Source organism: Streptomyces sp. NPDC089799, from assembly GCF_040684755.1.
Taxonomy (GTDB): Bacteria; Actinomycetota; Actinomycetes; order Streptomycetales; family Streptomycetaceae; genus Streptomyces.
This window is the reverse complement of record NZ_JBFBGR010000028.1, coordinates 64,906-87,818: the sequence shown is the minus strand read 5'-3', so window position 1 is coordinate 87,818 and position 22,913 is coordinate 64,906. Positions and strand designations below refer to the sequence as shown.

The 22,913-nt window shown below is 69.4% G+C and carries 26 protein-coding genes and 3 pseudogenes; 18 read left to right on the top strand and 11 right to left on the bottom strand.

Features of this window, described 5'->3' with window-relative positions:
* Positions 1-110 precede the first annotated feature (110 nt).
* Positions 111-953 carry a nucleotidyltransferase domain-containing protein gene (locus AB0O36_RS27100; RefSeq protein WP_365114813.1) on the bottom strand — a complete coding sequence of 281 codons (843 nt, stop codon included), beginning with the start codon at positions 951-953 and terminating at the stop codon, positions 111-113.
* A complete protein-coding gene (locus tag AB0O36_RS27095; protein ID WP_365114812.1) occupies positions 950-1,393 on the bottom strand; it encodes a hypothetical protein in 444 nt (147 codons plus the stop codon). The genes AB0O36_RS27100 and AB0O36_RS27095 overlap by 4 nt, the downstream gene beginning before the upstream one ends.
* 237 nt (positions 1,394-1,630) lie before the next feature.
* Here AB0O36_RS27095 and AB0O36_RS27090 point away from each other — a divergent pair, with 237 nt between their 5' ends.
* A complete protein-coding gene (locus tag AB0O36_RS27090) occupies positions 1,631-3,085 on the top strand; it encodes a DEAD/DEAH box helicase family protein (protein ID WP_365114811.1) in 1,455 nt (484 codons plus the stop codon).
* Positions 3,082-3,567, top strand: a complete 486-nt coding sequence (locus tag AB0O36_RS27085) for a helicase associated domain-containing protein (RefSeq protein ID WP_365114810.1) — start codon at positions 3,082-3,084, stop codon at positions 3,565-3,567. The genes AB0O36_RS27090 and AB0O36_RS27085 overlap by 4 nt, the downstream gene beginning before the upstream one ends.
* 12 nt (positions 3,568-3,579) lie before the next feature.
* Here the strand turns inward: AB0O36_RS27085 and AB0O36_RS27080 are convergent, their stop codons facing one another.
* Complete coding sequence (locus AB0O36_RS27080; protein WP_365114809.1) at positions 3,580-3,753, bottom strand: hypothetical protein; 174 nt, start codon at positions 3,751-3,753, stop codon at positions 3,580-3,582.
* 460 nt (positions 3,754-4,213) lie between these two features.
* Between AB0O36_RS27080 and AB0O36_RS27075 the strand changes: the two genes are divergently transcribed.
* The 8 genes and pseudogenes from AB0O36_RS27075 (at position 4,214) to AB0O36_RS27040 (ending at position 9,715) form a co-directional block, all read left to right on the top strand.
* On the top strand, positions 4,214-5,113 hold the full coding sequence (locus AB0O36_RS27075) for an aminoglycoside phosphotransferase family protein (RefSeq protein WP_365114808.1): 900 nt from the start codon (positions 4,214-4,216) through the stop codon (positions 5,111-5,113).
* A gap of 40 nt (positions 5,114-5,153) precedes the next feature.
* Positions 5,154-5,339: pseudogene (locus AB0O36_RS27070) on the top strand (IS5/IS1182 family transposase); the annotation flags it as partial.
* Positions 5,282-5,893: a helicase associated domain-containing protein gene (locus tag AB0O36_RS27065; protein WP_365114807.1), complete on the top strand. Its 612-nt coding sequence runs from the start codon at positions 5,282-5,284 to the stop codon at positions 5,891-5,893. The pseudogene AB0O36_RS27070 and the gene AB0O36_RS27065, both read left to right, overlap by 58 nt.
* Positions 5,894-6,476: 583 nt before the next feature.
* A complete protein-coding gene (locus AB0O36_RS27060; protein ID WP_365114806.1) occupies positions 6,477-6,908 on the top strand; it encodes a helicase associated domain-containing protein in 432 nt (143 codons plus the stop codon).
* A gap of 463 nt (positions 6,909-7,371) precedes the next feature.
* On the top strand, positions 7,372-7,557 hold the full coding sequence (locus AB0O36_RS27055) for a hypothetical protein (RefSeq protein ID WP_365114805.1): 186 nt from the start codon (positions 7,372-7,374) through the stop codon (positions 7,555-7,557).
* Between the two features lie 535 nt (positions 7,558-8,092).
* Entirely contained in the window at positions 8,093-8,494 is a 402-nt protein-coding gene (locus AB0O36_RS27050; protein ID WP_365114804.1) for a transposase family protein, read from the top strand.
* Positions 8,449-9,465, top strand: coding sequence for a transposase (locus AB0O36_RS27045; protein ID WP_365114803.1), 1,017 nt, complete (start codon positions 8,449-8,451; stop codon positions 9,463-9,465). The genes AB0O36_RS27050 and AB0O36_RS27045 overlap by 46 nt, the downstream gene beginning before the upstream one ends.
* Positions 9,452-9,715, top strand: a complete 264-nt coding sequence (locus AB0O36_RS27040) for a hypothetical protein (RefSeq protein WP_365114802.1) — start codon at positions 9,452-9,454, stop codon at positions 9,713-9,715. The genes AB0O36_RS27045 and AB0O36_RS27040 overlap by 14 nt, the downstream gene beginning before the upstream one ends.
* A 717-nt stretch (positions 9,716-10,432) precedes the next feature.
* Here AB0O36_RS27040 and AB0O36_RS27035 read toward each other — a convergent pair.
* Positions 10,433-10,873: a pyridoxamine 5'-phosphate oxidase family protein gene (locus AB0O36_RS27035; protein WP_365114801.1), complete on the bottom strand. Its 441-nt coding sequence runs from the start codon at positions 10,871-10,873 to the stop codon at positions 10,433-10,435.
* 711 nt (positions 10,874-11,584) lie between these two features.
* Here AB0O36_RS27035 and AB0O36_RS27030 point away from each other — a divergent pair.
* Positions 11,585-12,220: a hypothetical protein gene (locus AB0O36_RS27030; RefSeq protein WP_365114800.1), complete on the top strand. Its 636-nt coding sequence runs from the start codon at positions 11,585-11,587 to the stop codon at positions 12,218-12,220.
* A 348-nt stretch (positions 12,221-12,568) separates the two neighbouring features.
* Here the strand turns inward: AB0O36_RS27030 and AB0O36_RS27025 are convergent, their stop codons facing one another.
* The gene (locus tag AB0O36_RS27025) at positions 12,569-12,922 is read right to left on the bottom strand and encodes a hypothetical protein (RefSeq protein WP_365114799.1); all 354 of its coding nucleotides are present in this window, start codon (positions 12,920-12,922) and stop codon (positions 12,569-12,571) included.
* Between the two features lie 305 nt (positions 12,923-13,227).
* On the opposite strand from AB0O36_RS27025, the pseudogene AB0O36_RS27020 reads away from it, so the two are divergent.
* Positions 13,228-13,398 (top strand): annotated as a pseudogene (locus tag AB0O36_RS27020) (GNAT family N-acetyltransferase); the annotation flags it as partial.
* Between the two features lie 36 nt (positions 13,399-13,434).
* Positions 13,435-14,217 carry a hypothetical protein gene (locus AB0O36_RS27015; RefSeq protein ID WP_365114798.1) on the top strand — a complete coding sequence of 261 codons (783 nt, stop codon included), beginning with the start codon at positions 13,435-13,437 and terminating at the stop codon, positions 14,215-14,217.
* Positions 14,218-14,336: 119 nt separating this feature from the next.
* Here AB0O36_RS27015 and AB0O36_RS27010 read toward each other — a convergent pair whose 3' ends face one another.
* Complete coding sequence (locus tag AB0O36_RS27010) at positions 14,337-14,522, bottom strand: hypothetical protein (RefSeq protein ID WP_365114797.1); 186 nt, start codon at positions 14,520-14,522, stop codon at positions 14,337-14,339.
* Between the two features lie 545 nt (positions 14,523-15,067).
* Here AB0O36_RS27010 and AB0O36_RS27005 point away from each other — a divergent pair.
* On the top strand, positions 15,068-15,709 hold the full coding sequence (locus AB0O36_RS27005; protein WP_365114796.1) for a phosphodiester glycosidase family protein: 642 nt from the start codon (positions 15,068-15,070) through the stop codon (positions 15,707-15,709).
* Here AB0O36_RS27005 and AB0O36_RS27000 read toward each other — a convergent pair.
* A complete protein-coding gene (locus AB0O36_RS27000) occupies positions 15,684-16,658 on the bottom strand; it encodes a tetratricopeptide repeat protein (RefSeq protein WP_365114795.1) in 975 nt (324 codons plus the stop codon). The two genes, AB0O36_RS27005 and AB0O36_RS27000, sit on opposite strands and share 26 nt — an antisense overlap.
* A gap of 382 nt (positions 16,659-17,040) precedes the next feature.
* Here AB0O36_RS27000 and AB0O36_RS26995 point away from each other — a divergent pair, with 382 nt between their 5' ends.
* Complete coding sequence (locus tag AB0O36_RS26995; protein WP_365114794.1) at positions 17,041-17,283, top strand: hypothetical protein; 243 nt, start codon at positions 17,041-17,043, stop codon at positions 17,281-17,283.
* A 156-nt stretch (positions 17,284-17,439) separates the two neighbouring features.
* Positions 17,440-17,982 carry an SMI1/KNR4 family protein gene (locus AB0O36_RS26990; protein WP_365114793.1) on the top strand — a complete coding sequence of 181 codons (543 nt, stop codon included), beginning with the start codon at positions 17,440-17,442 and terminating at the stop codon, positions 17,980-17,982.
* Positions 17,983-18,048: 66 nt separating this feature from the next.
* Here the strand turns inward: AB0O36_RS26990 and AB0O36_RS26985 are convergent.
* Positions 18,049-18,561: pseudogene (locus tag AB0O36_RS26985) on the bottom strand (transposase family protein); the annotation flags it as partial.
* 237 nt (positions 18,562-18,798) lie between these two features.
* A complete protein-coding gene (locus AB0O36_RS26980) occupies positions 18,799-19,311 on the bottom strand; it encodes a MarR family transcriptional regulator (protein ID WP_365114792.1) in 513 nt (170 codons plus the stop codon).
* A gap of 164 nt (positions 19,312-19,475) precedes the next feature.
* Here AB0O36_RS26980 and AB0O36_RS26975 point away from each other — a divergent pair, with 164 nt between their 5' ends.
* Both AB0O36_RS26975 and AB0O36_RS26970 read left to right on the top strand, forming a co-directional pair.
* Complete coding sequence (locus AB0O36_RS26975; protein ID WP_365114791.1) at positions 19,476-19,772, top strand: DUF1330 domain-containing protein; 297 nt, start codon at positions 19,476-19,478, stop codon at positions 19,770-19,772.
* 680 nt (positions 19,773-20,452) lie between these two features.
* Positions 20,453-21,580: an acyltransferase gene (locus tag AB0O36_RS26970; protein ID WP_365114790.1), complete on the top strand. Its 1,128-nt coding sequence runs from the start codon at positions 20,453-20,455 to the stop codon at positions 21,578-21,580.
* Between the two features lie 91 nt (positions 21,581-21,671).
* Here AB0O36_RS26970 and AB0O36_RS26965 read toward each other — a convergent pair whose 3' ends face one another.
* Both AB0O36_RS26965 and AB0O36_RS26960 read right to left on the bottom strand, forming a co-directional pair.
* Positions 21,672-21,815: a hypothetical protein gene (locus tag AB0O36_RS26965; protein WP_365114789.1), complete on the bottom strand. Its 144-nt coding sequence runs from the start codon at positions 21,813-21,815 to the stop codon at positions 21,672-21,674.
* A 180-nt stretch (positions 21,816-21,995) separates the two neighbouring features.
* The coding region (locus AB0O36_RS26960; protein ID WP_365114788.1) for a tetratricopeptide repeat protein at positions 21,996-22,913 on the bottom strand (918 nt) is incomplete at its 5' end.

The window sequence follows — 22,913 nt, the reverse complement described above, 5'->3', positions numbered from 1 at the left end:
GTCCACACGCAGAGGTGTCCATCCCGACACGCCGGTCAGGCCAACACGAACGGATGAAGCTGAGCCCCTACTTCGCCGCGGCTGGCCGGACTATGGCTACCGGATGCTGACTACCGACCAGGTCGCGGCTCGATGAGCAGTGCGTCCATGGGCTTGCTGCGATGCGGACGCAAGACCTCCAGCCAGGTCACTCCATCGTCCAGGAGACGGCCCATGTATCCGAAGCCCTTCCACCCCAGGTCGACGAAACAACGCTCGGCCTGTTGCTCCCGGCCGAACAGCCGCTGACCGTGCAGCGTCACCTCCCCCAGATCTACGCCCCGCTGATCCAACGCCACCAGGGCGCACGTCGCTGCGCGGCGCAGAGGGCTCGTCTCCACCCACCGCCGCCGTACATGCCAGGCGGCTTCACGGTCTTCGAGCTCCCCGTCCACCAACCTCAGCGGCGTAATGCTGATCTTTTCCTCCGTGTGCCGGCCGAACAACTCGATCCTCGCCGGGCGCGGCACGAGGCTCTCCAGCCCTTCGAACTCCGGCAGCATGTGGTCCCTGGGCGCAGTCCCGGCTTCCGGATCCACTGTCAGGGAGACAAGGCGCTCGCGAGCCAGGGAGAACGGCTCACCCTTCCGCCAGAGCAAGAACAGATCGAAGCCCTCGTCCTGCAGACTGCTGCGGCCACGGAACTGGAAGGAGATCCCCCGGGTGCGGCCCCTCAATGCCTGCCGCATCCCCACGTACGAGTCACGCCCATTGATCGAGGCATCCAGCGACTCGCCGAGCCAGCGCTTGTCCGTACCGTGCTCGATGACGACGTCGACATCGTTCGGCTCCAGCGCACCGCGCGCGTACGACCCGAAGACGTACACCTCCTCCACCAGGCCCAGCGGCCAGTCGCCATCCTCGAGCCGCGTGATCATGTCCGCCAACAGACCCGTCGCGCGCTCGCGCTTCACCCGGCCACACCCTGGGCACACGCGGCGCGGAACTCCTGCGCCACCACGAAAACAGAACCCGGCACCGCACGCGGCTTCCCGTCCTGCCTCGCCCGCCCGATCACCTCCGCCGAGGCCCTCCCCCGCGCCAATTGATACTCCTCGACAACTGCGGCGAACTCCTCGGGAATCTCCCGCCGGTCCACCACACCCGCCACCGCAACCTGCGGGAAGGAACCACCGAACGTCTGCAGCCGCGACCACCCCAGCGACCGGCCGGCCTTCCGCAACGCCGAACGGATCAGATCTACCCCGCCCAACTCCTCTGCCTCGTCAACCCTGAGCCGGAGTTCGTATGACCCCCCGAAGCCACCCCCACCCGGCGGACACGAGCGACGCAACAACGGCACCAACACGGCGACAAGACGCTCATGACGCGGATCACCCGCAAACGACGGCATCCACCGAGCGTAGCCAGACACGACCCGCCCCCACCCAGCGTTCCGCCACACCCACCCACAGGGGCGACAAGCACCCCACACACCAAACGACAACAGCCTTCACCGACACAACGACACCCCAGCACCGCCGCACCCCAGCCCAGCACCAGTGAAAACCGATGACGCACACCCACTGCACATCACACGACGCCCATCAACACCGGTGAGATCGTTCTCCGGCCACATCAAGAAGAGGCCGTGGAGGCCATCGTCCGAGGGCTCGATATTCCGCCCAGGAAGCGAATTCCCAAGGACGGTCTGCGGGCAACGGTCGTGTCTGCATGCGGGACCGGAAAGACATTCATTGCCGCCGCGGCCGCGCTGAAGCTTGCCCGCGGCGGGCGAGTCCTGGTGCTCCTGCCCACCCTCGATCTCCTCACCCAAACCGCACGGGAGTGGCGCACGGCCGGCCACACCGGGCCGGCGGTCGCGGTGTGCTCGCTGGAGGACAGCTCCCACCTGTCCGCCCTGCAGGTGCGCGCCACGACGTCGGCGCCGCAGCTCGGGCTCTGGCACGGCCGGGGACCGGTGACCGTCTACGCCACCTACGCCTCCCTGCCCGTCATCGCCGAAGCCTTCCGCGTCGAGTACGGCCTGCCGATGGGGCCTTTCGACCTGGTGGTGGACGAGGCGCACCGCACGAGCGGGTCGGCGGGGAAGGCATGGGCGGACGTCCACCGCCAGGAGGCCATCCCGGCGCAGCGCCGGCTCTACATGACGGCCACCCCGCGCATCTGGGCCGAGCGCAAGCCCCGGACCCGGGCGGAGAAAAGGGCAGCCGAAGCAGCCCACCGGCGTGCAGAGGAAGCCCGGCGGCAGGAAGCGGAAGCAGAAGGGGAAACGTACGTGGGCGGGCCTTTGCGCGAGGCACTGCCCGCGGAACTCGCGTGCTCCATGGACGACCCGAAGGTGTTCGGGCCCGTCGTCTACGAGCTGTCGCTCGCGGACGCCATCGCACGGGGACTGCTGGCCCGGTACCAGGTCGTCGTGGCCGAACTGACCGACCCCGTAGTCACGCCAGACCGGCTCTACGGCGAGGAACGGTGGGAGGAGGAACTACGGGGCGAGCGGCTCGCCGCCATGCAAACCACCCTGCTGGAGACCATGGCCACCCATGACCTGAAGACGACGATCACCTTCCACCACCGCACCATCGAGGCGCAGGCATTCGCCGAAGGACTGCCGCGGGTCGCGTCCCGCCTGCACGCCGTCGACCCTGCCCGACACCCGGAGCGGGTGTGGACGGGGTGGCTGCGCGGCCAGCACGACGCCGAGCACCGGGCCGAGGTGCTCGCCGACTTCGGCCGCCGGGCCGGCCGCGCCGTCCTCGCAAACTGCCGGGTACTGGGCGAAGGCGTCGACATCCGAAGCGTGGACAGTGTGGCCCTGGTCGACCCCAAGGGGTCCGCCATCGACATCGTCCAGGCCATCGGCCGCGCCCTCCGGCAGAAGCCGGGGGAAGGGAAAATGGCCACCCTGATCGTGCCGGTTTTCCTGGACGAGGACGAGAATCCGGAGGACATTCTTTCCTCGAAGTCCTATGGCCCTCTCATTCGGGTATTGCAGGGTCTTCGGGCGCACGATGAACGCGCCGTGGAAATGCTCTCAGGAGGCACAGAAGCGCATCGTAGCGCCGTCGCGTCTGATCGGTGAGGCACCCGACGAGGGCGACGAGGAGGCCCGGCCAGTACGCGGGGCTGAAGGCCCTCCTGGCGGGCGGTGCACGCCTCGCGGGCATCGTGGCGGGGGTGACGCGGCACGGCGAGGACATCGGCCGGTGGACCGCCACACAACGCCGCGACTTCCACCGGCTCTCCGAGGAACAGCAGCGCCGGCTGGCCGAGCTTGGCGTGAAGCCAGCGAGGGCCGTACGAGCCCGCAGCGCGCCCGCGAAGACGAGCACAGCCGCAGGGCCCGGGCGCGGCGCGGAAGCCTTCCAGACCGGCATCCAAGCCCTCACCCAGTACATCGAACGGGAAGGCAGCGGACTCCCCGGCCGCCAGCACGTCGAACACCTGGCAGGGGCAGTCCACCGCACCGGGGTCTGGCTCGCCAACCAGAAACAGCGGCGCAACCGGCTGGATACCGCGCAGCTCGAAGCCCTCGCCGCACTCGGGGTCCAGTGGGCGCAGTAGACGGCTGGGGAACTACTTCTCCTCGTCGGCGCCGTAGCGCCTCTGGAAATCGTCTACCGCGACCCCCACGCTGCCCGAGCCGTCCTCGAGTTCCCACTTCTCCCGCGCCTCCCGCTTCCTGGCCCGCTCCCGTTCCAGGGCAGCCTTGTGCCGCGCAGCCTCCTGCGACTCCTCCGTACCAGCCACCGACTTCACCTCCACCTCAACCACTCCCCCTACACCATCCACTCTCCCCCACCCCCACACCCACCGCCCGACCAGACCAGCACCGCGACCGACCCTGGGAATCCGCACCAGACTGTCCCGCAAGAACGTCATGACCTGTCACGACTGAACACGCGGCAACCTGTCACCACCCAACCCGTCACGAGCCAGTCACCAGCACAAACAACGTACGGCGCTCAGTGACAACACCCCGCTCCCCCAGTGACAACAAACCGCAGATTCGCACCGCCATGCACGTATGGAGAGCCCAACCACCGTCCTCCGCGCGCAGCCCTGTGCAGTGGGCCTTCACAGACGTTGAGCCAGAACCGCTGAAGCGGATGACGCCGGTGGGGAAAAACCGGTCGACAGGAGATCTGCGACGCAATGTGATGGCCCCAACAGCCTGCCGCACGGGCGGGCCCGACTCCAGGAGCTGCATTTGGCGACCGAGAGGACCGCGGACGTCCGCCCCGCGATCGATGCCGCACTGGTCAGAGGTCTGGTCGATACGCAGTTCCCGCAGTGGGCCGGTCTGCCCCTGGAGTTGCTCGACCCGGCCGGCTCGGACCATGTGATCTACCGCTTGGGCGCGGAGCTGTCCGTTCGTCTGCCCCGTCATGCCGGTGCCATCGGGCAGGCACGGAAGGAGTCCGAGTGGCTGCCGCGGCTCGCCCCGCACCTGCCCTTGGCCGTCCCCGTGCCGGTGGGGGTGGGGGAGCCCGACTTCGGTTATCCGTGGCCGTGGGCGGTCTCCCGCTGGCTGGACGGCGAGGTGGCGACTGTCGAGGCACTGGCGGATTCTTCCGAGGCCGCCGTCGAACTGGCCGGGTTCCTGAGCGCTCTCCAACGGTTCGAGCCCGGTGACATTCCGGCCCGGGGCGCCCGCGAGGATCTCACCGCCCCGCCGCTGCTCGCACGGGACCGGGCGACGCGGGCCGCCATCGCGGAGGTCGACGGCGTGTTCGACGCTGCGGCCATGACCGAGCTGTGGGAGGCGGCAATCAGTGCCCCCGGATGGGATGGTCCTGCGGCCTGGTTCCACGGCGACTTCCACACCGGCAACCTGCTGACCGTCGACGGCCGCCTCAGCGCGGTCATCGACTTCGGCGGGCTCGGCCTCGGCGACCCGGCCTGCGACCTGGTGATCGCCTTCACCTTGATGTCGGCGGAGAGCCGGGCCGCTTTCCGCGCCGCGCTCGCCGTGGACGACGCCACCTGGATCCGGGGCCGCGGCTGGGCACTGGCCACAGCCCTCAACGCCTACACCCACTACGCTGCCGTCAACCCCCGGGTCGCCGCGCAGACCACCCGTCAAATCACCGAGGCCCTCATCAGCTAAAGAGTGTTGCAGAAGGCTCAGTCTTGGGCGTTTTGCCTGTATGGGTGCGGTGTTGCGGGCTGAGTCGGTGTGGGTGGAGACGTTCACGGGCTTGCGGATGGACCGCTTCGCGAAGCTGGTGAAGGTGGTCCGTGAACGGGGCGGGAACGGGCCCGGCGGTGGCCGGCCGTGGTGCCTGCCGCTGGCGGACCGCGTTCTGCTGGTGGCCGTCTACTACCGCACCAGCGGCGGACCGCCGCGCTCGCGGCGATTGACCCGGACTGGAACCCGGGCGACGACCAGCACGGGTGGACCGTCGACTGGCAGCGGCACTACGCCTACCTCACCCAGCTCCTCGCCGAAGGCGCCCGCCTGACCGCCATCACCGCCATCACCGCCAGGGTCACCCGGCACGGCGAGGACATCGGACGCTGGCTCGCCGCCCAACGCCGCGACTTCGACCAGCTGACCCCAGGGCAGCAGGGCCGGCTCACCGCGCTCGGCGTGACCAAGGCCGTACGCGCCCGCACAGCCGCCGCGAAGACGAGCACGGCCACCACGGCCGGGCGGGGCGCAGCCGCCTTCCACACGGGCGTCCAAGCCCTCACGCAGTGGGTCGAGCGAGAAGGGGAGGGCGCCGGGATGCCGGGACGCGGACACGTTGAGCAGCTTCCTGACGGAGGCGGTGAACACCGCACGGGGGTGTGGATCGTCAACCAGAAACAACGCCGCGACCGCCTCGACGCCGGACAACTCGCACAGCTCGCCGACCTCGGCGTGGAATGGGCCGGGTCGAGTTGAAGCCAGCCCCCTACACACACCGCGCCCCGCTGTCCTGCAGCACTCACCGAGATGACGCCGAAGGAACCGCATCGAGCTGTCACCTCAGCCCGCCGATCAGCACCAATCCCGGGTCATGCCAACGCAGCGACCCCGGTCAACCCGACACGGCATTGCACCCCCGCGGACCTTGACCGGCTCGACGCCCTGGTCCAGGAGCAGCAGAGCTCCGAGACCCGCTGGCAGGCCGGCGCCGAACAGGACGCGAACCTCCTCGCGCTGCGCGGGCCCGAACTCCGTGCGGCCCGCACGCGGATCCGTGCCGAGCGCAACCGGCTCCGCGAGAACGGCCGGCACCGCGTCAGCAGGCTCCACGCCCTCGCTAGCGCGCTCCGCGTGGGGAGCCGGTCAGCCGGAACCGCCCCACGCGGCCGCTGGAATTGTCGGATCCCGCGTGCCGCGTTGGTGAACGCCTACTCCACAAACACCGTACGAATGACGAATGTGAATGGGTGCGGCGGTGGCACTGGATGGGCGTCGGCCAGGGCGGGATGACTGCGCCCTGCTCAGGCTGTGCAGGTGTCGTGATCATGGCTGCCATGCGGTGACCCGGCTGCTGACCTCCGTCGCCGCCGGAGTGACCCGGCACGGAGACGACGTCGGCCGGTGGCTCGCTTCACAACGCCGGGACTGGGCCCGGCTGAACGCCGAGCAGCAGACCCGGCTCACCGAGCTCGGAGTGAAGCCGGCACGGGCCGTACAGGCCCGCCAGGCGCCCGGGAAGGCCAGCACCGCCACAGGGACCGGACGCGGCGCAGCCGCCTTCCAGACCGGCCTGCGGGCCCTCGCACAGTACGTGGCGGAACACGGTGCCCTGCCGGGGCGCAGCGCGGTCCAGGCACTGCCCGACGGGACGGAGCAGCGCGTCGGGATCTGGTACGCCAACCAGAAACAACGCCGCCACCGCCTCGACCCCCACCAGCTCGAAGCGCTCGCCGAACTCGGAGTCGACTGGGCAGCGGGGTCGGCTGTGTGACATCCCGAGAATCGGACCACCACCACCCCGCCCGCCCCGGATGAGACGGCAACCGCCCTGCGGAGAGCAGCCCGCCGTTACGGATGTGCGTGCGGGTGAATGCCCGTGGACCGCCCGCCATCACCGGTGCATGAGCGGCCCGGCCGCCTCCCGGCGGCGGTACGCACGCTGTCGGCACACGAGCCCACCGAAGTCACCGCCACCGCCTTCGGCCGGCCCGTAGGCGGACCAGCTCCCCGGGCCGAACGCGCCATGATCCGACATCAGCATCGCCCCGTCCGCGGGCGCCCACCGTCACCACCAGACCAACATCTCACGTGCCGTGCGGACGCCCCCCGATTGAGTGAACCCGCAGGCGGGAGGGCCTCACACAGGCAGAGCGCGGAGAGTTTCGCCCATGCAGCCCGCTCCCGAAGCGGCTGCGCGCAGCAGGCCAACAACCCCCGACAGAAGGAAGACGGCCATGGACCACATGGGGCAAGACCACGTAGGCCGGATCGCGGAATTCGTAGGACAGGACAACAAGCGGCGCCAGGGCCGGATCGTAAGCGTCACGAACTCCTCGCCGAAGCAGTACGTCGTCCGCGACGAGACCACCCATGCGCAGCTGGAGGTGGATCCGCAGCAGATCTCACGGATCCTGGGCTGACACCAGCCCCCAGGACCCGGCGGGCCCGCGACGCCTCGTAGAGGGCTCACGAACGTCCGCCAACCCGGCGGACTCGGGAAGGACCCCGTACACGCCGGGCGGCGGGCGGCAGCGCTGGCCGCGATCGACACCGACTGGAACCCCGCCACGCTCGGGTGGACCTACCTCGCCCAGCTCCTCGCCGAAGGCGCCCGCCTGACCACCATCACCCCGGGGGTGACCCGGCACGCAGACGACGTCGGACGCTGGCTCGCTTCACAACGCCGGGACTGGGCACGCCTGACCGCCGGACAGCAGACCCGGCTCGGTGCCATCGGAGTGAAGCCGGTGCGGGTCGCACGGGCCCGCCAGGCGCCCGGGAAGGCCGGCGGCACCGGCACAAGGTCCGGGCCCGGCGCAGCCGCCTTTGGCTTTGTTCACGAGATTGGGTTCTGGTCCAACTTGGTTCAGGCACGGATTCCGTGAAGTGGATCGTGCTGCCGTGCGCCGGTGACGCTCCGTCATCCTGGGCGTCATTCTTCGGTCGTGTGAGACCTTGCTGGAGTTGGTTTTCCCGCACCTGGTGACGGTGCTGGTGGAACGCGTGGTGGTGGAGAGCAGCGTGCTGCGGATCGCGGCGAGCACGAAGGACGGGACGGCGGCCGCGTGTCCGGGGTGCGGGACATCGTCGAGGCGGGTGCACAGCCGCTACGGACGCAGGATCGCCGATGCTCCGGTCGCCGCCCGGCCGGTACTCATCGAGTTGTCGGTGCGCCGGCTGTTCTGCGACAACAGCGGCTGCGCGAGGGTGACCTTCGCCGAGCAGGTCGAGGGGCTGACCAGCCGCTACGGTCGGCGAACTCCCTGCAGTGGATCGTCGGAGCTCTCGGTGTCGTCCTGGCCGCTCGCGCCGTGGTCCGGCTGGGTCTGGTGCTGGGCATCGCGGTCAGCCGGATGACCGTGCTGCGCGTGGTGATGGCGCTGCCGGAGCCGGCCTGGGCGGTGCCGCGGGTGCTGGGAGTGGACGAGTTCGCGACCAGGAAGGGCCGCCGGTACGGCACCATCCTGATCGACTGCGAAACCCACCAACCCCTGGACCTGCTGCCCGACCGCGAGGCCGAGACCCTGGCCGCATGGCTGCGCGAGCACCCCGGCGTCGAGATAGTCTGCCGCGACCGCGCGGCGTTCTTCGCCGAGGGTGCCCGCGCTGGCGCCCCGCAGGCCCGGCACTGCGCAGATAGATGGCATGTGTGGCACAACCACGGCGAAGCCGTCGAACGCCTGGTCTCCCACCACCGCGCTCTCCTCCGAGACCTCGTCGAGCCGGAACCTTCACCCGAGCCTGAACCCGACCCCAGGCTGGTGCCGACCTCCGTCGGCCAGGAGCCATTCGAGCCCTACCCGCCGGGGAAGTTCCTCGACCGGCTCCGCGACACCCACGCCGCGGTCCGGGCCCAGGTCGAGCAGGGCCTGAGCCTGCGCGAAGTCGCCCGCCGACTCGGACTGGGCCGTAACACGGTGCGCAAGTACGCCCGCGCCTCCAGCCCGGAGGCGATGCTGCACGGCCAGTGGCAAGACCGGACCAGCAAACTCGACCGCTACCGGCCCTACCTGGAACAACGGATTGCCGAGGGCTGCACGAACCTGTCGATCCTCCACCGCGAGCTCCAAGAACGCGGAGCCCGCTGCGCCTACAGCACCCTGCGCGACTACGTCCATCCGCTGCATCCCGGACGCCGGCACGCAGCCAGCCGTCCGCCGATGGCCCGGCCGCCCTCGCCCCGCGAAGCCACCCGCTGGATCATGAGCCACCCCGACCACCTACGACGACGACCACGTGCGGCTCAAGACGCTGCTGGCCCGCTCGCCCGAGCTCACAGCCGCCACCACCCACGTCCGGACGTTCGCCACCGTCATGACCAACCGTGAGGGAGAACGGCTGCGCGGATGGATCGCCGATGTCTGCTCCGACCAGCAGTGCGGCCTGGCCTCCTTCGCCGCCGGGCTGATCACCGACCTCGACGCCGTCGTCTTCGGCATGAGCACCGAATGGTCCTCCGGACCCGTCGAAGGACGCGTCAACGACCTGAAAGCCCTCAAACGCAGCATGTTCGGCCGCGCGAAACTTCCACTACTACGCAAGCGGCTCCTCCTGATTGCGGCCAGCCGCCGACCCTAACCTCTGGCGCCTCGGGCCTGGCGGTCCAGGAAGTCGATCAGTCGCGTCTCCGAACGCAGAATCGGTTCTCGCTGCTCAGGAGGAAGAGATGCGAGGAGGTCGACCAGGACTCGCTTCCGCGGGACGTAGACCATGTCGCCGGAGTAGATCCGGCACGTGGAACACCAGGCGAGTCCGATGCACCGCTCGAACATCGAGGACTCGGGCGGATGGAAGCGATACTGATACGAACATGCGGGCGTTCCGCAGACGGCGCAGACGCGTCGATCGCCGTCGGGAATCGTGTCCCAGCTCCCGACCTTTCGCCAATGCTGTCCCCCGGCCGGTGCTCTTCAAGTCGTCATGCCGAGCATCCTCGCGCACGGAGATCCGCCCAGCACAGCCTCCGAGCAAGACCCCGGCCTACTACAGACCGTAACCGACTCTTGGCCACCTTCACGGAATCCGTGCCTGAACCCTTTTCAACCGTCACCGACAGGTGGGCCCCGCAGCACGAGCAGGTGAACCCGAGATCGCCGGTCATGACGCTGGAGCCTGGTAACGGGCTCCGACCCCTCGGTTGGGACCCCTCGCTCCACCGGCCCATCGCGCTCAAGTGCCAACCGTCGCACTGAAGGGTGTCGGATTCTCACTGCACTGCGCTGCGCAGCGAGCGACGATGCTCGCCCCGTACATGAGGTTTGATCTCATTCTCCTGCTCCGGCGCGGCGCGGTTCCTCAGTCCTGGGCGGGGACGTCCAGGGCAGTCCCGTACAGGCGCGCCACCCGGAGCAGGATGGTCACGCGCCGGTCAGGCAGCGGCTGCGCGCCAGGGGCTGCCCCGTCGGCCGGGTCCGCTATCTCCGCCTCCCCCTCCGCCACGGCGAACGACCAGATGTCCGGGCCGCTGACGTGCAGTGAGGCGTGCGGGTCGCGGCGCAACTGGCGGACCTTGAGGCGGTCGGCGGTGGAGGAGACCCGCAGTACGCGTTCCTCGGCGTTCCAGTCGTAGAGGACGGTCGACAGGTGCGGGTGGCCGGTGCTCCTGACGCTCGCGAGTACGCCGAACTGCTGCTGACTCAACAGCTGGGAGAGCTCCTGGTCGGTGAGCGCTCGGGGGGCCGGGCCGTCGTTCTGGGTGGTGCCGGTGGTGGTCTCAGTGGCGGTGTGCTCGCTCATGGCGGTCAGCCTTTCGATGGTCGGGGTGAGGCAGGTGGGATGGGAGGCAGGCTAGACAGCTGCGGCGTGGACGGGGAGCCGGCTCATCGGCGGCGAGCGATGGCGCGCGGTGGCGCGGAGTCGAATGCGGCAAACGTGTGCTCTCCCCTGCCAGTTGTCGCAACAAGGAAGACCGTAGCAGATAGTTTTGTTGCAGACGATTTGGTTCGGCCTCATTCAAGATTCCGCTTGCGGGCCCGCCTGGACTGGTGCGCCCGGCGGGCGGCGCGGCCTGAGCAGGGGAGCGTTGTGGTCTACCAGTCGCTTCAGGGCTCACCGGTCGACGCCCAGCTCTACGGACTGCGGGTGCGCACGACGACGTCCGCGCGCAGCTCTGGCACGGGCGCGGCCCGGTGAAGGTGTACGCCACCTATGCCTCACTGCCCGTCATCGCCGAGGCCCACCAGGGCGCGTACGGCCTGCCCCCGGCGCGGCCGGGACCGGGTCCGGTTGCCTTCCTCCGCTCCACCAGGGACTCTGAGAAGGAGGCTGCTGAGCAAGCCGGGCAGTGAGATTCCCCCCGGACGGACGTGGGAGTCGATTTCGGCCGGGAACAACCGCGCGTAATCGTTCATCCACTGGTGGCGAGAATCACCAGGCGGGTGACCATCCGTCGCCGGCAGTCCGCACCTGCTGGATTGCCCGCTCCAGCGCGAATCCTCCGGAAGCCGCATGATGACCAGCCATTCTCGAATCCAGCGCCTTGTCGTACTCGCCGCCTCGACTGCTCTGGCCACAGGAACCCTGCTGCCGTCCACCACCGCATCCCCCGCCCCAGCGCCGTCCCCCAGCGGTGCTGTGACCATGCCGTTGGTCGCGCACGGCAGCCGCGAACAGCGTGCGACGGCCGTGCCCGCCGGGGAGTGGGTGAAGGTCACCGATCCCCCCAGTGGCATCACAGCCGAGCTCCCCGGAAAGGCCACGGTCCTCGCCGTCACCCTCGACGGCAAACCCGGCCGGGGGTATAGGGCGGACTTCCCCGGTGGAGGCATGATGTTCACAGTTCATGACATACCTGGCGACCAAATTCCCCTCGAAGATTATCTCCAGGGCTTCCTCTCCCTCGTCAACGCGACCGGCGGCGATCCCTTCACCAGCAGCGACGTCCGGAAGACCACGGTGGACGGCCGTCCCGCCCTCGACGCACGTCTGGCCACCAAGGAAGACGGCCGGCCCCAGACAGGCTTCGTGCGCTTCATCGCCGATGACACACACCTCGTCCAGGCCCTCACCTTCGGCCCCGAGGCAGACCAGAAAGCCCTCAAAGAGATGCATGAACGACTCCTGGCCAGCATCAGCATCCCCTGACCCCAACCTCACAGCCCTACACACCGGCCCACTCCCGCCTGAGAGGAGCTGCGGGCAGGCGAGGCCGCCGGTGACGGCGCCGATGATCGCCACGGTGGTGTCGCGCCGTCTGATCTCGGACCCGCCACGGTACGAGGGGTGACAGCGGGTTCAACGGCTTGATCAGCACCCCTCTTACGCCCGACACGTCCGTCCAGGACTCCAGCCGCTCCCGCGCCGTGGCCAGGTCCGGCAGAGCGTCCAGGAAGCCGTCAGGATGTGATCGGTGACAAGATCCCCAGGCGGCTCGGCGGTCGGCGTAGGGCACGTGCAGGAGCTCGTGGCCCTCCTGCTGCACAACGTCGAACGTCACAAAGCAGGCCGGCCAGGCCGGCGACGCAGCCGCAGGCCGCGGCCCGGCAACGCCTCGAACGACCGCCGGCCGACCTCAGCGTCCCACACGAGCAATTCGCCATCGAGTGCCAGGCCGTACGGCAACTGCTCCTCGGTGGCCGCAACCAGGTCCGGCCACCGATCCTGGACCAGCGCCACGCGCCGGGTAGGGAGCAGCACCCGGTCGTGCGGGCCTTCCGGGGTGAACAGCAGCGCCCGGTGCCCGTCGAACTTCTGCTCATGGGCCACTCCCGCCCGCAGCGCAGCCGGCCCGGGCACGGCTTCCGCAGCCTGCACCGGCATCGGCTCAACCGGCGGCCTCAGCACCATCCCCGGGGCCTCCCTTCACGAACACCCCCTTTCCACAGTCGGCCGGCCCGTCCGGAAACGGCACGGCAGGACGGCCGCCGCATCATCCATCCGAGGAGCGCAGCGCGGTGGCCGGGGCCCGCCTGGGCCCTCCTGCGGCACGGTGACCGGCATGCATGGCGGCGGCCACCCGGCCCGGCGAACGCTCCCCGACGAGCACCCCGCACCCCGCACTCCGGGCCCAGCCGGTAGCGCCCTGATGGCGTGCCGGCTTGGGCTGGGGGCCTGACCGCTCACACCCGAGTCTGCAGCATCTGGCCCGGCCGGCCTTGGTCGCCGATGCCCGGGCCGAGGCCACTCGGCGTGGCGCGCGGCTGCTTCGGACACGCTGCTGGGCCGGCGAGGACGGCCGCTTGGTGCGTGAGTACGAGGAGTTGGGGTTCTCGGCAGCGCTGGAGTTCGAGGTGCGGCGGTCGGACGGTTCGAGCCCCAGATAGCATCCGGGACGAAAAGTGATCCACCGGGGAGCGGGTATGAACGGCGCAGGAGGCAGACCAAACGGCAGGCGAAGTACCGCGGCCGCGGGGCTGCTGCTCGCGGCAGCCCTGACCACGGGCTGCAACGCCGCGAACCCGGCCGCTCACCAGGACCCGAAATCCCTCCCGGCCACGCCCGCCAAAGCCTCAGCCACGCCAACGAGGGCACCCCGGGCGATCAACACCGCAGACCTGCTCTCCGCCACCCTGTCGAACGACCAGATCGAGCCCGCCGGCTCGACGGAGAAGAAGGTCTCCAAGCGCAACGCGGAGTGGGCCCCCACCTCGATCAGCAATCCCGACTGCGTCCCGTTCATCGACCCGTACCGGTACAAGCCGCAGCTCCCCGAAGTGATCCAGACCTTCGGCAGCAAGGAAGCCTATGACTGGGGCGCAGCCACCACGCTCACAGCCCACCCCAGTCCGGCAGACGCCGCCGAAGAGCTCGCCGAGCTCCGCAAGGCCGTGCAAGGCTGCCGTGAGTTCCACATCCGAGGCATCGCCAGCGGCAACGGCTCCGGAACCCGCATGATCCTCAATGCGGTTCAGGCGCCTGCGCGAGGCGACGATGCCCTGGCCTACAACCGAACGTCCTGGACCGATGTCAGCGACATCAACCCCGATACGGCGGAAACCCGCACTATCGAAAGATTCACGGTGGTGCGGGTCGGCTCCGTGATCGCCGAGTTCAGACTGAGTCCGTCCGACTCGGTGGAAGCCATGCAATTCCCGGCAGAACTGATGACCCTCCAGATACAGCGGCTACACGACCTCCGCTGACCACGACCGCCGCTCCCGGTTCGGGCACGACCTGGACGGCTACCGCAGGCAAGCCCGCCGACTGGGCAGCCGCCGTGGGGCCCGATCTCCGGATACACGTGGCCTCGGCCACAAGCACTTCACAGCGGGTGTTGCCGGGCGCCCGCAGGGGCTGCGTACACCGCCCGCCAGTCGGCCAGGGGGTGCAAGACGGGAAGCAGGGCGACGGGAAGCAGGGCGACGTCCTCGGCGGAGTACAGCAGGACGGTGGTGACGCCGCCCTGCCTCTTGTAGTCGACCTCCACGAGCCGACCGGGCGCAGCCACCCGAGGCGGCCGGCAATGTGGTCGAAGTCGCCTCGGCGTCCCCGCCGAGGCGGACCAGCAAGCCAGCCCCGGCCAGGTGGCCGACCGCAGCCGCGGTCACCCGCGGCCGACACCGCAACGGCTCCCCCAGCGCCTCCGTCAACCGATCTGCAGCCACCCCCGCACCGATCGGACCCCACAGCGCCGCACACACCTGCTCCGAGTCGACGGCCTCCACCACCAAGTGGCTGCGAATCGGCCTTCAGCCGTAGTCGGCTCAATGCTGCGGTGTGCTCAGAGGAGAGAGAGGCAGAACAGTTGGGCAGCCGGGTCGGTGCGGTCCAGCGAGGCCGACGGTGCGACTCTCCGCCGGCCTCGCCGACGGCCGCAGTCTGCGAGGACCCGATCACTCGCGTGCCCCACGCAGAATCGTCCCTTCCTGGCCCGCCGGGTGAAGCGCCGCACAGCCCACCGCAGCCGGGGAACGGGCCGCCCGCATCGGGCAGGACGCCGCATGGCTGCGCACCAACGCACCGACCGGCACCGAACTCAAGCTCCCGGAAACCGTGGTCGACACCCGGTTCGGCGACACCCTCACCCTCGACCCATCGATGTACGTCACTGCCGGCGGGGACCTGCTGATGCGCGACGGCGTGATCGCCTATACGCAGCCGCCCACGAATGCCGACGGCTCCCCGTACGTACCTGATGCGGCGCCCCGCACTGCGGTCGGCACCGATGGCTACGGCCGGACCGTCCTGGTGACCGTCGACGGCAGGCGCACCGCCATCAGCCGAGGTGCCGCCCGGTCGGAACTGGCCACCCTCCTGAAGGACCTCGGCGTCGTCGACGCCCTCAACATGGACGGCGGCGGCTCCACCACTCTGGTCTGGCAGAACGCGGTCGGCAACCACCCCTCCGACGGAACCGAAACCGAAGCGGAACGCCCTGTCGGCGACGCGGTCTACGCGGGCGCCGGCGGCTACCCACTGGCCTGGACTCCCCCGTCGAACGACCCCGGGCCGGCGGCGACAACCGTCCGGCCGGGGTCACCAGGGTCGTCGCGGCCCCGGCGGAGCTTGGCGCGGCAAGGGACGCCTCGGCCCCGCCGGGCTGGTCCACCCCGCCCCCGGTCGCGCGGGTGCGGCCGGGGCCTCTGGCTCAGGCGACCCACGGCACCCGTCACGCTGCGCCGTCAAGTCCCCTGAGTGCGTCCATGGCCTCGGGGTCCCCCGCGTCCGCGGCCCGCTGCAGCCACATGCGGGCGCCCTCACTCTTCCCTTCCTCCCACAGCAGGACACCGAGGTTGTACATGGCGTTGGCATGTCCGGCGTCGGCAGCGCGCTGCCACCACGTACGGGCCCCCTCGGCATCTCCCTGCTGGTACAGCTCGACACCGATGCCGTCCATGGCGCCGACGTGGCCGGCGTCGGCCGCACGCTGGACCCAGGCGGCAGCTCCCTCCGGGTTTCCCTCCTCCGCCAGCAGGACACCGAGGTGGTACATGGCGTCGCTTTCGCCGGCGTCGGCCGCACGCTCGTACCAGGTGAGGGCTCCCTCGATGTCACCGTGCTCGGCCGACAGGAGGCCGAGGTTGAACATGGCGTCGGCGTCGCCGCTGTCGGCGGCACTCCGGTACCAGCTGCGGGCTTCGTCGGTGTCCCCTCGCAACTTCAGCAGGTTGCCGAAGTTGGACATGGCGCCAATGTGCCCGGCCTGCGCGGCACGCTCCCACCAAACGCGGGCTCCGTCGGTGTCCTCCTCTCCCAACAGCAACGCACCGAGAGTGTTCATGGCTTCGGCGTCGCCGGCATCGGCGGCACGCTGGTACCAGGTTCGGGCTCCTTCTGCATCTCCCGACTTCTGCAGGAGGAGGCCGAGGTTGTACATGCCGGCAGGGAGTCCGGCGTCGGCGGCACGCTGGTACCAGGCACGGGCTCCCTCGGACTCCTCCTGCTCCTCCAGCAGGAGTCCGAGGTTGGACATCGCGGCGGTGTGGCCGGACTCCGCGGCACGTTGGTACCAGGTGCGAGCGCCCTGGGTGTCCCCCTGCTCCTGCAGCAGGAAACCGAGCGCGGCCATGCCATCAGGGTCACCGGCCTCGGCAGCGCGCTGCCACTCCCGCACCGCCTCCTCCCCCTCATCCTTCCTGTGCATCCTCAGCCATCGCATGCCTGCAATCCTGTCCTGGCCCGAGGCCGCCGGCGACAGCCCAGACCCCGCCCTACTCCACTCGGGCGATGACGAACGCCCCCGCCCGACCCGCCGGTGCCTCCGCCGAGGCCATGCGGGCGGACGACGAGCACCCCGCCAGTCCGGTCCGGCACCCGTACTGGCCCGCGCAGAGGCCGGTACTGCGCGTCGACCACAGGACGGCCACCGGTGGCAGAGATCTACGAGCTCGCTGACAGCCGCGATCTGACGGCGGAGGCGACGGGCGAGGACGGTGGTCTGTTCCACCGGCTGCGTCCCGTTCACCGGCTGAGGGAGCCGGCCGCCGGCGATCGCCTACGTACTCGCGACCGTCGGTCTGCTGACGATGGCCGTCGCCTGGAAGCTCTACCAGCTCTCCCGTGCGCCCCGGGACCGGGCCCTGCCGGCGGTGACCCTGTGCATCGCCTGCCGCGGAGCCGCGTACTGCCTCCAGCTGCCGGCGGTGTCGTCGGAGGTCGACGCGGCGATGAGACCCGGGATCGCCCTGCTGGTGGCGAAGCTGCTGGTGATGGACACGGCCTACTGGCTGATCTGCTTCTACAAAAGTCGCGGGCGGTCACTTCGCTGAGGGGCCGGTCCTGCGCTTCGGGGCGGAAGATGGTCGTGGGGAGGGATGGGCCGCATGCTCGAAGTACCATCCCTGCAAGGTTCTCCAGCCGGTACTTCCCAACCTCCGCAGTGGCGTAGTCGGACGGAGACATCCCTGTAGAGAGGGCAGAGAGCGATGAGTACGGCTGAGAGTTGGTCGCGTGTGATGAGTCTTCTCCGGGAGCACGCGCCGGCCGATCACGCGGATCTGCCAGGGCCGGCCACGGAACAGATGATCGCGGCAGCCAAGGAACGGATGGGGATCGCCCTGCATGGGGACCTGCGGACGTGGCTGCTCCTGAACAATCTGGATCTTCCCGAGGAAGGCGTCGACGACGACGTCGCCTGCTGCGGTTACGCCGGGTTCCCTGACGAGGGGAGCTTCTTTCTGGGCATCCGGGCGATGGAGAAGCTCTACGCGAATCACCCCTTGTCCGGTGGGGGCGAATGGCGCGAGGAGTGGATCCCGTTCCAGTCGGACCGGGACGGCTGGATGGGGCAGTTCATCGACGCGGGGGACGGACGTATCGGCAGATGGTTCGTGGGTGCGCCCACGGTCACCGGCGAGTACGCGTCACTGGCTCACTACTTCGACTCCGTGGCGGAGATGCTGACGAGGATCGGCGCGGGGGACTATCCGGTCTGTTCCGTTGTCGAAGGGCGACTTGTCTGGTCGTGAGACGGTTCCCGACTGGATGACGGCCATTGCCAATCCGTCCTCACCCTGGAACGGCAATGAGATGCATCAGCGTTGACGTTCCGGGGTGAGGACGGCTGCGGCGATGACGGTCGTCCGGTGGGGGCTGCAGCGGGCCCGGCGCAGGATCTGCCAGGACTTGAGTCGCGCGATGCTTCGTTCGACCGGTGCTCGTGCCGCTGACAGGGCCCGGTTGATCGTCTGCCGGGTTGTGGTGAGGTCCTGGCCGGGAAGCCGTCTGATGGGCGTGGTCACCCAGGGGCCGGCCCCGATGTAGGCGCGGTCGGCGAGCACGGGGATGCCCTGGCGTTCGCAGATCCGGATGATGCGGTGGGTGCGGGCCGCGGTCAGGTCGTGGGTGCGGCCGGGCAGGGCGGGTGAGATCCACAGCAGCTTGCCGGTGGGGTCGGCCACGACCTGCACGTTCACGCCGTGACGACGGTGCTTCTGGGAGAAGTCGGCCCGGCTGTCCCCGACACGGTCGCACTCGGCGAGTGTCCCGCCGAGCAGAACGTAACCCGGACCGGCCTCGCGCAGGACCCGCAGGAGCCCCGGCGCCCGGCCGCACAGGGGACCGACAGGGCTCCTGTGCCGCTGGGTTGAGACTTCGAACACCTCCCTCAACGGCGCGGGAGCCCGGTGCGTTGCGGTCCTCATCCTGCCCTGGTCCGAGTCACTCGATCAGTGGCCACTCCGAAAGAGCTCGGTGTTCTTGGTGGCGTGATGCCGGACCGGCTGCAGTGCGAGGTCGGGAGACTCGGGGCGTGAACTCGACCTTCGCGGTGTGTCCCCGCCGCGTCAGGAGTTCTTTGTCTTGAGGCAGCCGTCCTCCAAGGGCACCAGCAGCTTGCGGAGCAGGGATGCCAGCTGCCGGCTTTCCTTGGGGCTGAGGTTCTCGATGAGTTCGCGCTCATTGGCCAGATGGCCTTCGATCAGACCCTCCGCAATGCTGCGGCCCTCGGCGGTGAGTTGCGTGCGCACCAGGCGCCGGTTGTTGGAGTCGGTGGCGCGGGTGACCAGGCCCTTGGCCACCAGCCGGTCGATGCGGTGGGTGAGGGCCGCGGGGCTGATCATCGCGGCGCCGGCCAGGTCGCTCATGCGGAGGGTGTTGCCGCCGCCCGCACGCAGGAGCGTGGCCAGGATGTCGTACTCCCAGGTCTCCAGTCCGTGTTCGTCGAAGTAGCCCTTGATCCCCTGTTCGAGGAGCCGTGACGCACGGAAGATCCTCAGGACGACGCCGATCGGCTCCGTGTCCAGTCCGGGGCGGATCGTGTCCCACCGCTCAATGACCTCATCCACCGTGTCGCGCATAACGCCAAGACTACCACCACACTTCGACGTCGAACCGTTTGACTCCGACAGACTGCGCAGCTAGCGTTTGCCCAGCAAAGCTTCGACGTCAAAATTTTCGTGTTGTGACCTTTCGAAACCAGGTACGTGCCCTGCGGGCACGCCGGACCGATCAGGAGAAGCCCGTGCACTACGTGCTGTTCGTCCGCACCGACGACACACCCGACAGCGCCCTCGGCCATTACCTCGCCCACGTCGGCCCGACCCTCGACGCGTTCGGCGGACGGCTGCTCGCCTTCGACCGGCCGACCCGGCTGGAAGGCCCCTCCACCTTCACGAAGACCGCCTTGGTGGCCTTCCCCACCGACCGGTCCGCGCACGACTGGTACGCCTCGCCCGCTTACCAGCAGCTCGTCGCATGGCGGGTCAAGACGATGGGCCACGAGGTCGACGTCCACCTCATGGCCGGCCTCCCCGACTGACAGACCTCACCCACCCGGGAGCCAGTTGCGCGCGCAGTGGGGACAGTTCCGCAGTGGGGACAAGGTGATCCACTCCAGGCTGCTGGAGGGAAGGCCGAACCCTGCTCCGCGCGGCCGAGGCGGCCCGCTGCGGAGGAAAGCCCGCGGCCTCCGTCGGCCGGAGCCCGACAACAGGATTGATGCTCCGGCGCCGCAAGGGTCCCACCAGCAGTGAGGCGGCTGGACCACTGCGGCCCAAGCGCTGGTGTTCTGACCGTGAACGTGCGCCGGGTACGTGATCACGGCTCCGTGTGTCCTGCATAGGGTCGGTTCCATGAGCGCTTATGTCCGACCGGACAACCGGTCTCTCCTTCGGCATCGTCGGCCAGGACCAGCCAGGGGCTGTCGAGCCGGGACGTACGGCGGCCGGCGTCGACCACGACCGACGAGGTCGACCGCATGCCGATGGGGCCTCGGTCTCGTCGTGGGCAAGCTGCCACGTCACCGCGGCCGGGCGGTCGAACTGCGGGCTCACGTCAGTACCCCCGGCCGGGGCGACCGGCGTACAACCATGCACATGGCTGGCGGGTCTCCCTGCTGAGCGTCAAGCCGCACCTCGGGCAACGAAGCCTGCAGGGATGTGCCGCCGGCCCTTCAAGATCATCGTCTTGACCAGTCCAGTACACGGGGGAACAAAAAAGATGAGTTTCACTACGAGCAGCACGGCACCCTGGCCGCCCCAGGGCACGCAACCGCACGGCGGACACCCGGCGGACGGTCCCGGCCGGCACGCCCGGCACGCCCGGCCCGCCGGGGACCAGGCCCGGGAGCACCGCTGGGACATCGACGTACTGCGGATCGTGTGCTCGGTGGCGGTCATCGCCATCCACACCGCCGGCTATCTGCTGACCGCCGTGAAGCACGACCCGGACCGCGGCCTGGCCTCCTACTGGCTGGGCACCGGCCTGGACGGGCTGACCCGCTTCGCCGTTCCGCTGTTCTTCGCGATGGCCGGCTGGGCCGTGCTGGTCGGATCGCCGCCCCGCTCCGGCGCCGTGCTGCGCAAGCGGCTGGTCCGCGTGTTCGTGCCGATGGCCGTCTGGACCGTGTTCTATCTGGTGTGGGCCGCGTTCGTGGACGACACCCCGGGCATCGCCGGCCTCACCCGGGACGCCCTGTTCGGGTCGATCCGCCCGGCGTACCACCTCTGGTACCTGTACTCCTATATTCCGCTGATCCTGCTGCTCGGGCTGGTCGCGCTACTCCGCTCGTCCGCCCGCCCGTGGGGTGCGGCGATCGTGGTCCTGCTGCTGGGCGCGGCCCCGTATGCGCTCGGTGACCTGTCCACCGCCACCGGCTGGCAGTTGCCTGCCTGGAAGTGGCAGTTCGCGGCCTACCAGGCCGGATACGCGGTGATCGGCGCGCTCCTGCTGAGCATGCCGCGGCTGCGCGGGCGGCTGTGGTGGGTGGCGGCCGTCGTCCTGCTGACGCCCGCGGTGGCCGTCTATCAGGACCAGGTCAAGTTCCCGGTGCCCTACGGCTCGCTGCTGGTCGCCGCGCTGTCGGTGGCGGTCCTGATGTCCCTGCTCCGCATCCGGGTCCCCGAGCGGCTCCGTCCGTGGGTCAGCAAACTCTCCACCGCCTCCTTCGGCGCCTACCTGGTACACCTGGTGATCCTGCGGCCGGTATCCGACCGGCTGCTGTCCGCCGGACACGGCTGGGCCGCAGCGATCGGCGCCACCCTCGCCTGCATCCTGATCACCTCCGTGGTGGCCTTCGGGCTCACCATGCTCTGGCAGAAGGCCAAGCTGGAACGCCTGCTGGGCTAAAGCCGCCTACGCGTACGCGAGGCCCAGGTTCACTCCTGCGGGGGGCGCAAAGCAGGCGCCAGCGGGCTCGGCGACCCGGCTGCGGAGCAGGTCAGTGGCGGGTGAGGCGGGCGGCGACGCGGGCGCAGGCGACGGCGACGGCGACGGCGACGGCGACGGCGACGGCGACGGCGACGGCGACGGCGACGGCATGTGCGTACTCCTTCCTGGTGATCGGCCGGCGGTTCTTGGGCATCCAGATGTGGGCCTGAATCTCGGCGCGCTCTATCGCATGGTCGGGGACGGGTTCAGTGAGGTAGGCGTCGACCAGGCCCCGTACCGGTAGCGGTTCATCTCCCGCACGTGCTGGTGGATGCGTCCCCACGGGTTCTTGCTGCGGTCGATCAGGGGCGTCGTCGGTCATTGATCCTGCTCATCAATCGGTCGATTGATGTGCGGGCGGATTGTCCATCTGCTGCCGCCAGTAAGCGAGATAGCCCTTGGTGCGAACGGCATGGTCGTGATCTGCCCCCAATACCCGGTCCATGTCGGGGATCAAATGTTCGAAGTCGGCCACGGCCCCAGCTGCATCCCCCATCTGTCCCCGCCATTTGGCCAGATTGCCGCGAGCTATCAGGGCGGTGTGGTGGTCTCGGTGTAGGTACCTCTGCGTATCGTGCACCAGCTGTTCGAAGGCGGCTGCGGCACCGGCCGCATCCCCCGCTTGCCCGCGCCAGTGAGCGAGGTTATTCCTTGTGGCGAGGGTGGTGGGGTGGCCTGGACCCAGCACCCGCTCCTCGTCGGTCAGCAGCTGGTCCAAAGCGGCTCCGGCACCTGCCATGTCCCCCGACTTCATACGCAAGAAGATGAGGAAGTGCCTGGTGGTCAAGGTGTCGGGGTGTTCTGGTCCCAGCACCCGCTCCTGGCTGGGCAACAGCTGTTCATAGGTGGATGCAGCCCCGGCCATATCTCCTGACGCCATACGCAAGGAGGCGAGGTCGCTCCGGGTCCTCAGGGTGTCGGGGTGTTCTGGTCCCAGCACGCGCACGCGGTCGGCCAGCAGCTGTTCAAAGGCGGCGGCAGCCCCGGCCGCATCCCCCGCTCGCCCGCGCCATTCGGCGAGGGTGTGGCGGGTGGACAAGGTCTCGGGGTGGTCTGGTCCCAGCACCCGCTCATGGTCGGCCAGCAGCTGTTCGAAGGCGGCGGCAGCCCCGGCCGCATCCCCCAGCTCCCCCCGCCAGTCGGTCAGGTTGCTCCTCGTGATCAGGGTGCTGGGGTGGTCTGGTCCCAGCACCCGCTCATGGTCGGCCAGCAGCTGTTCGAAGGCGGCGGCAGCCCCGGCCGCATCCCCCAG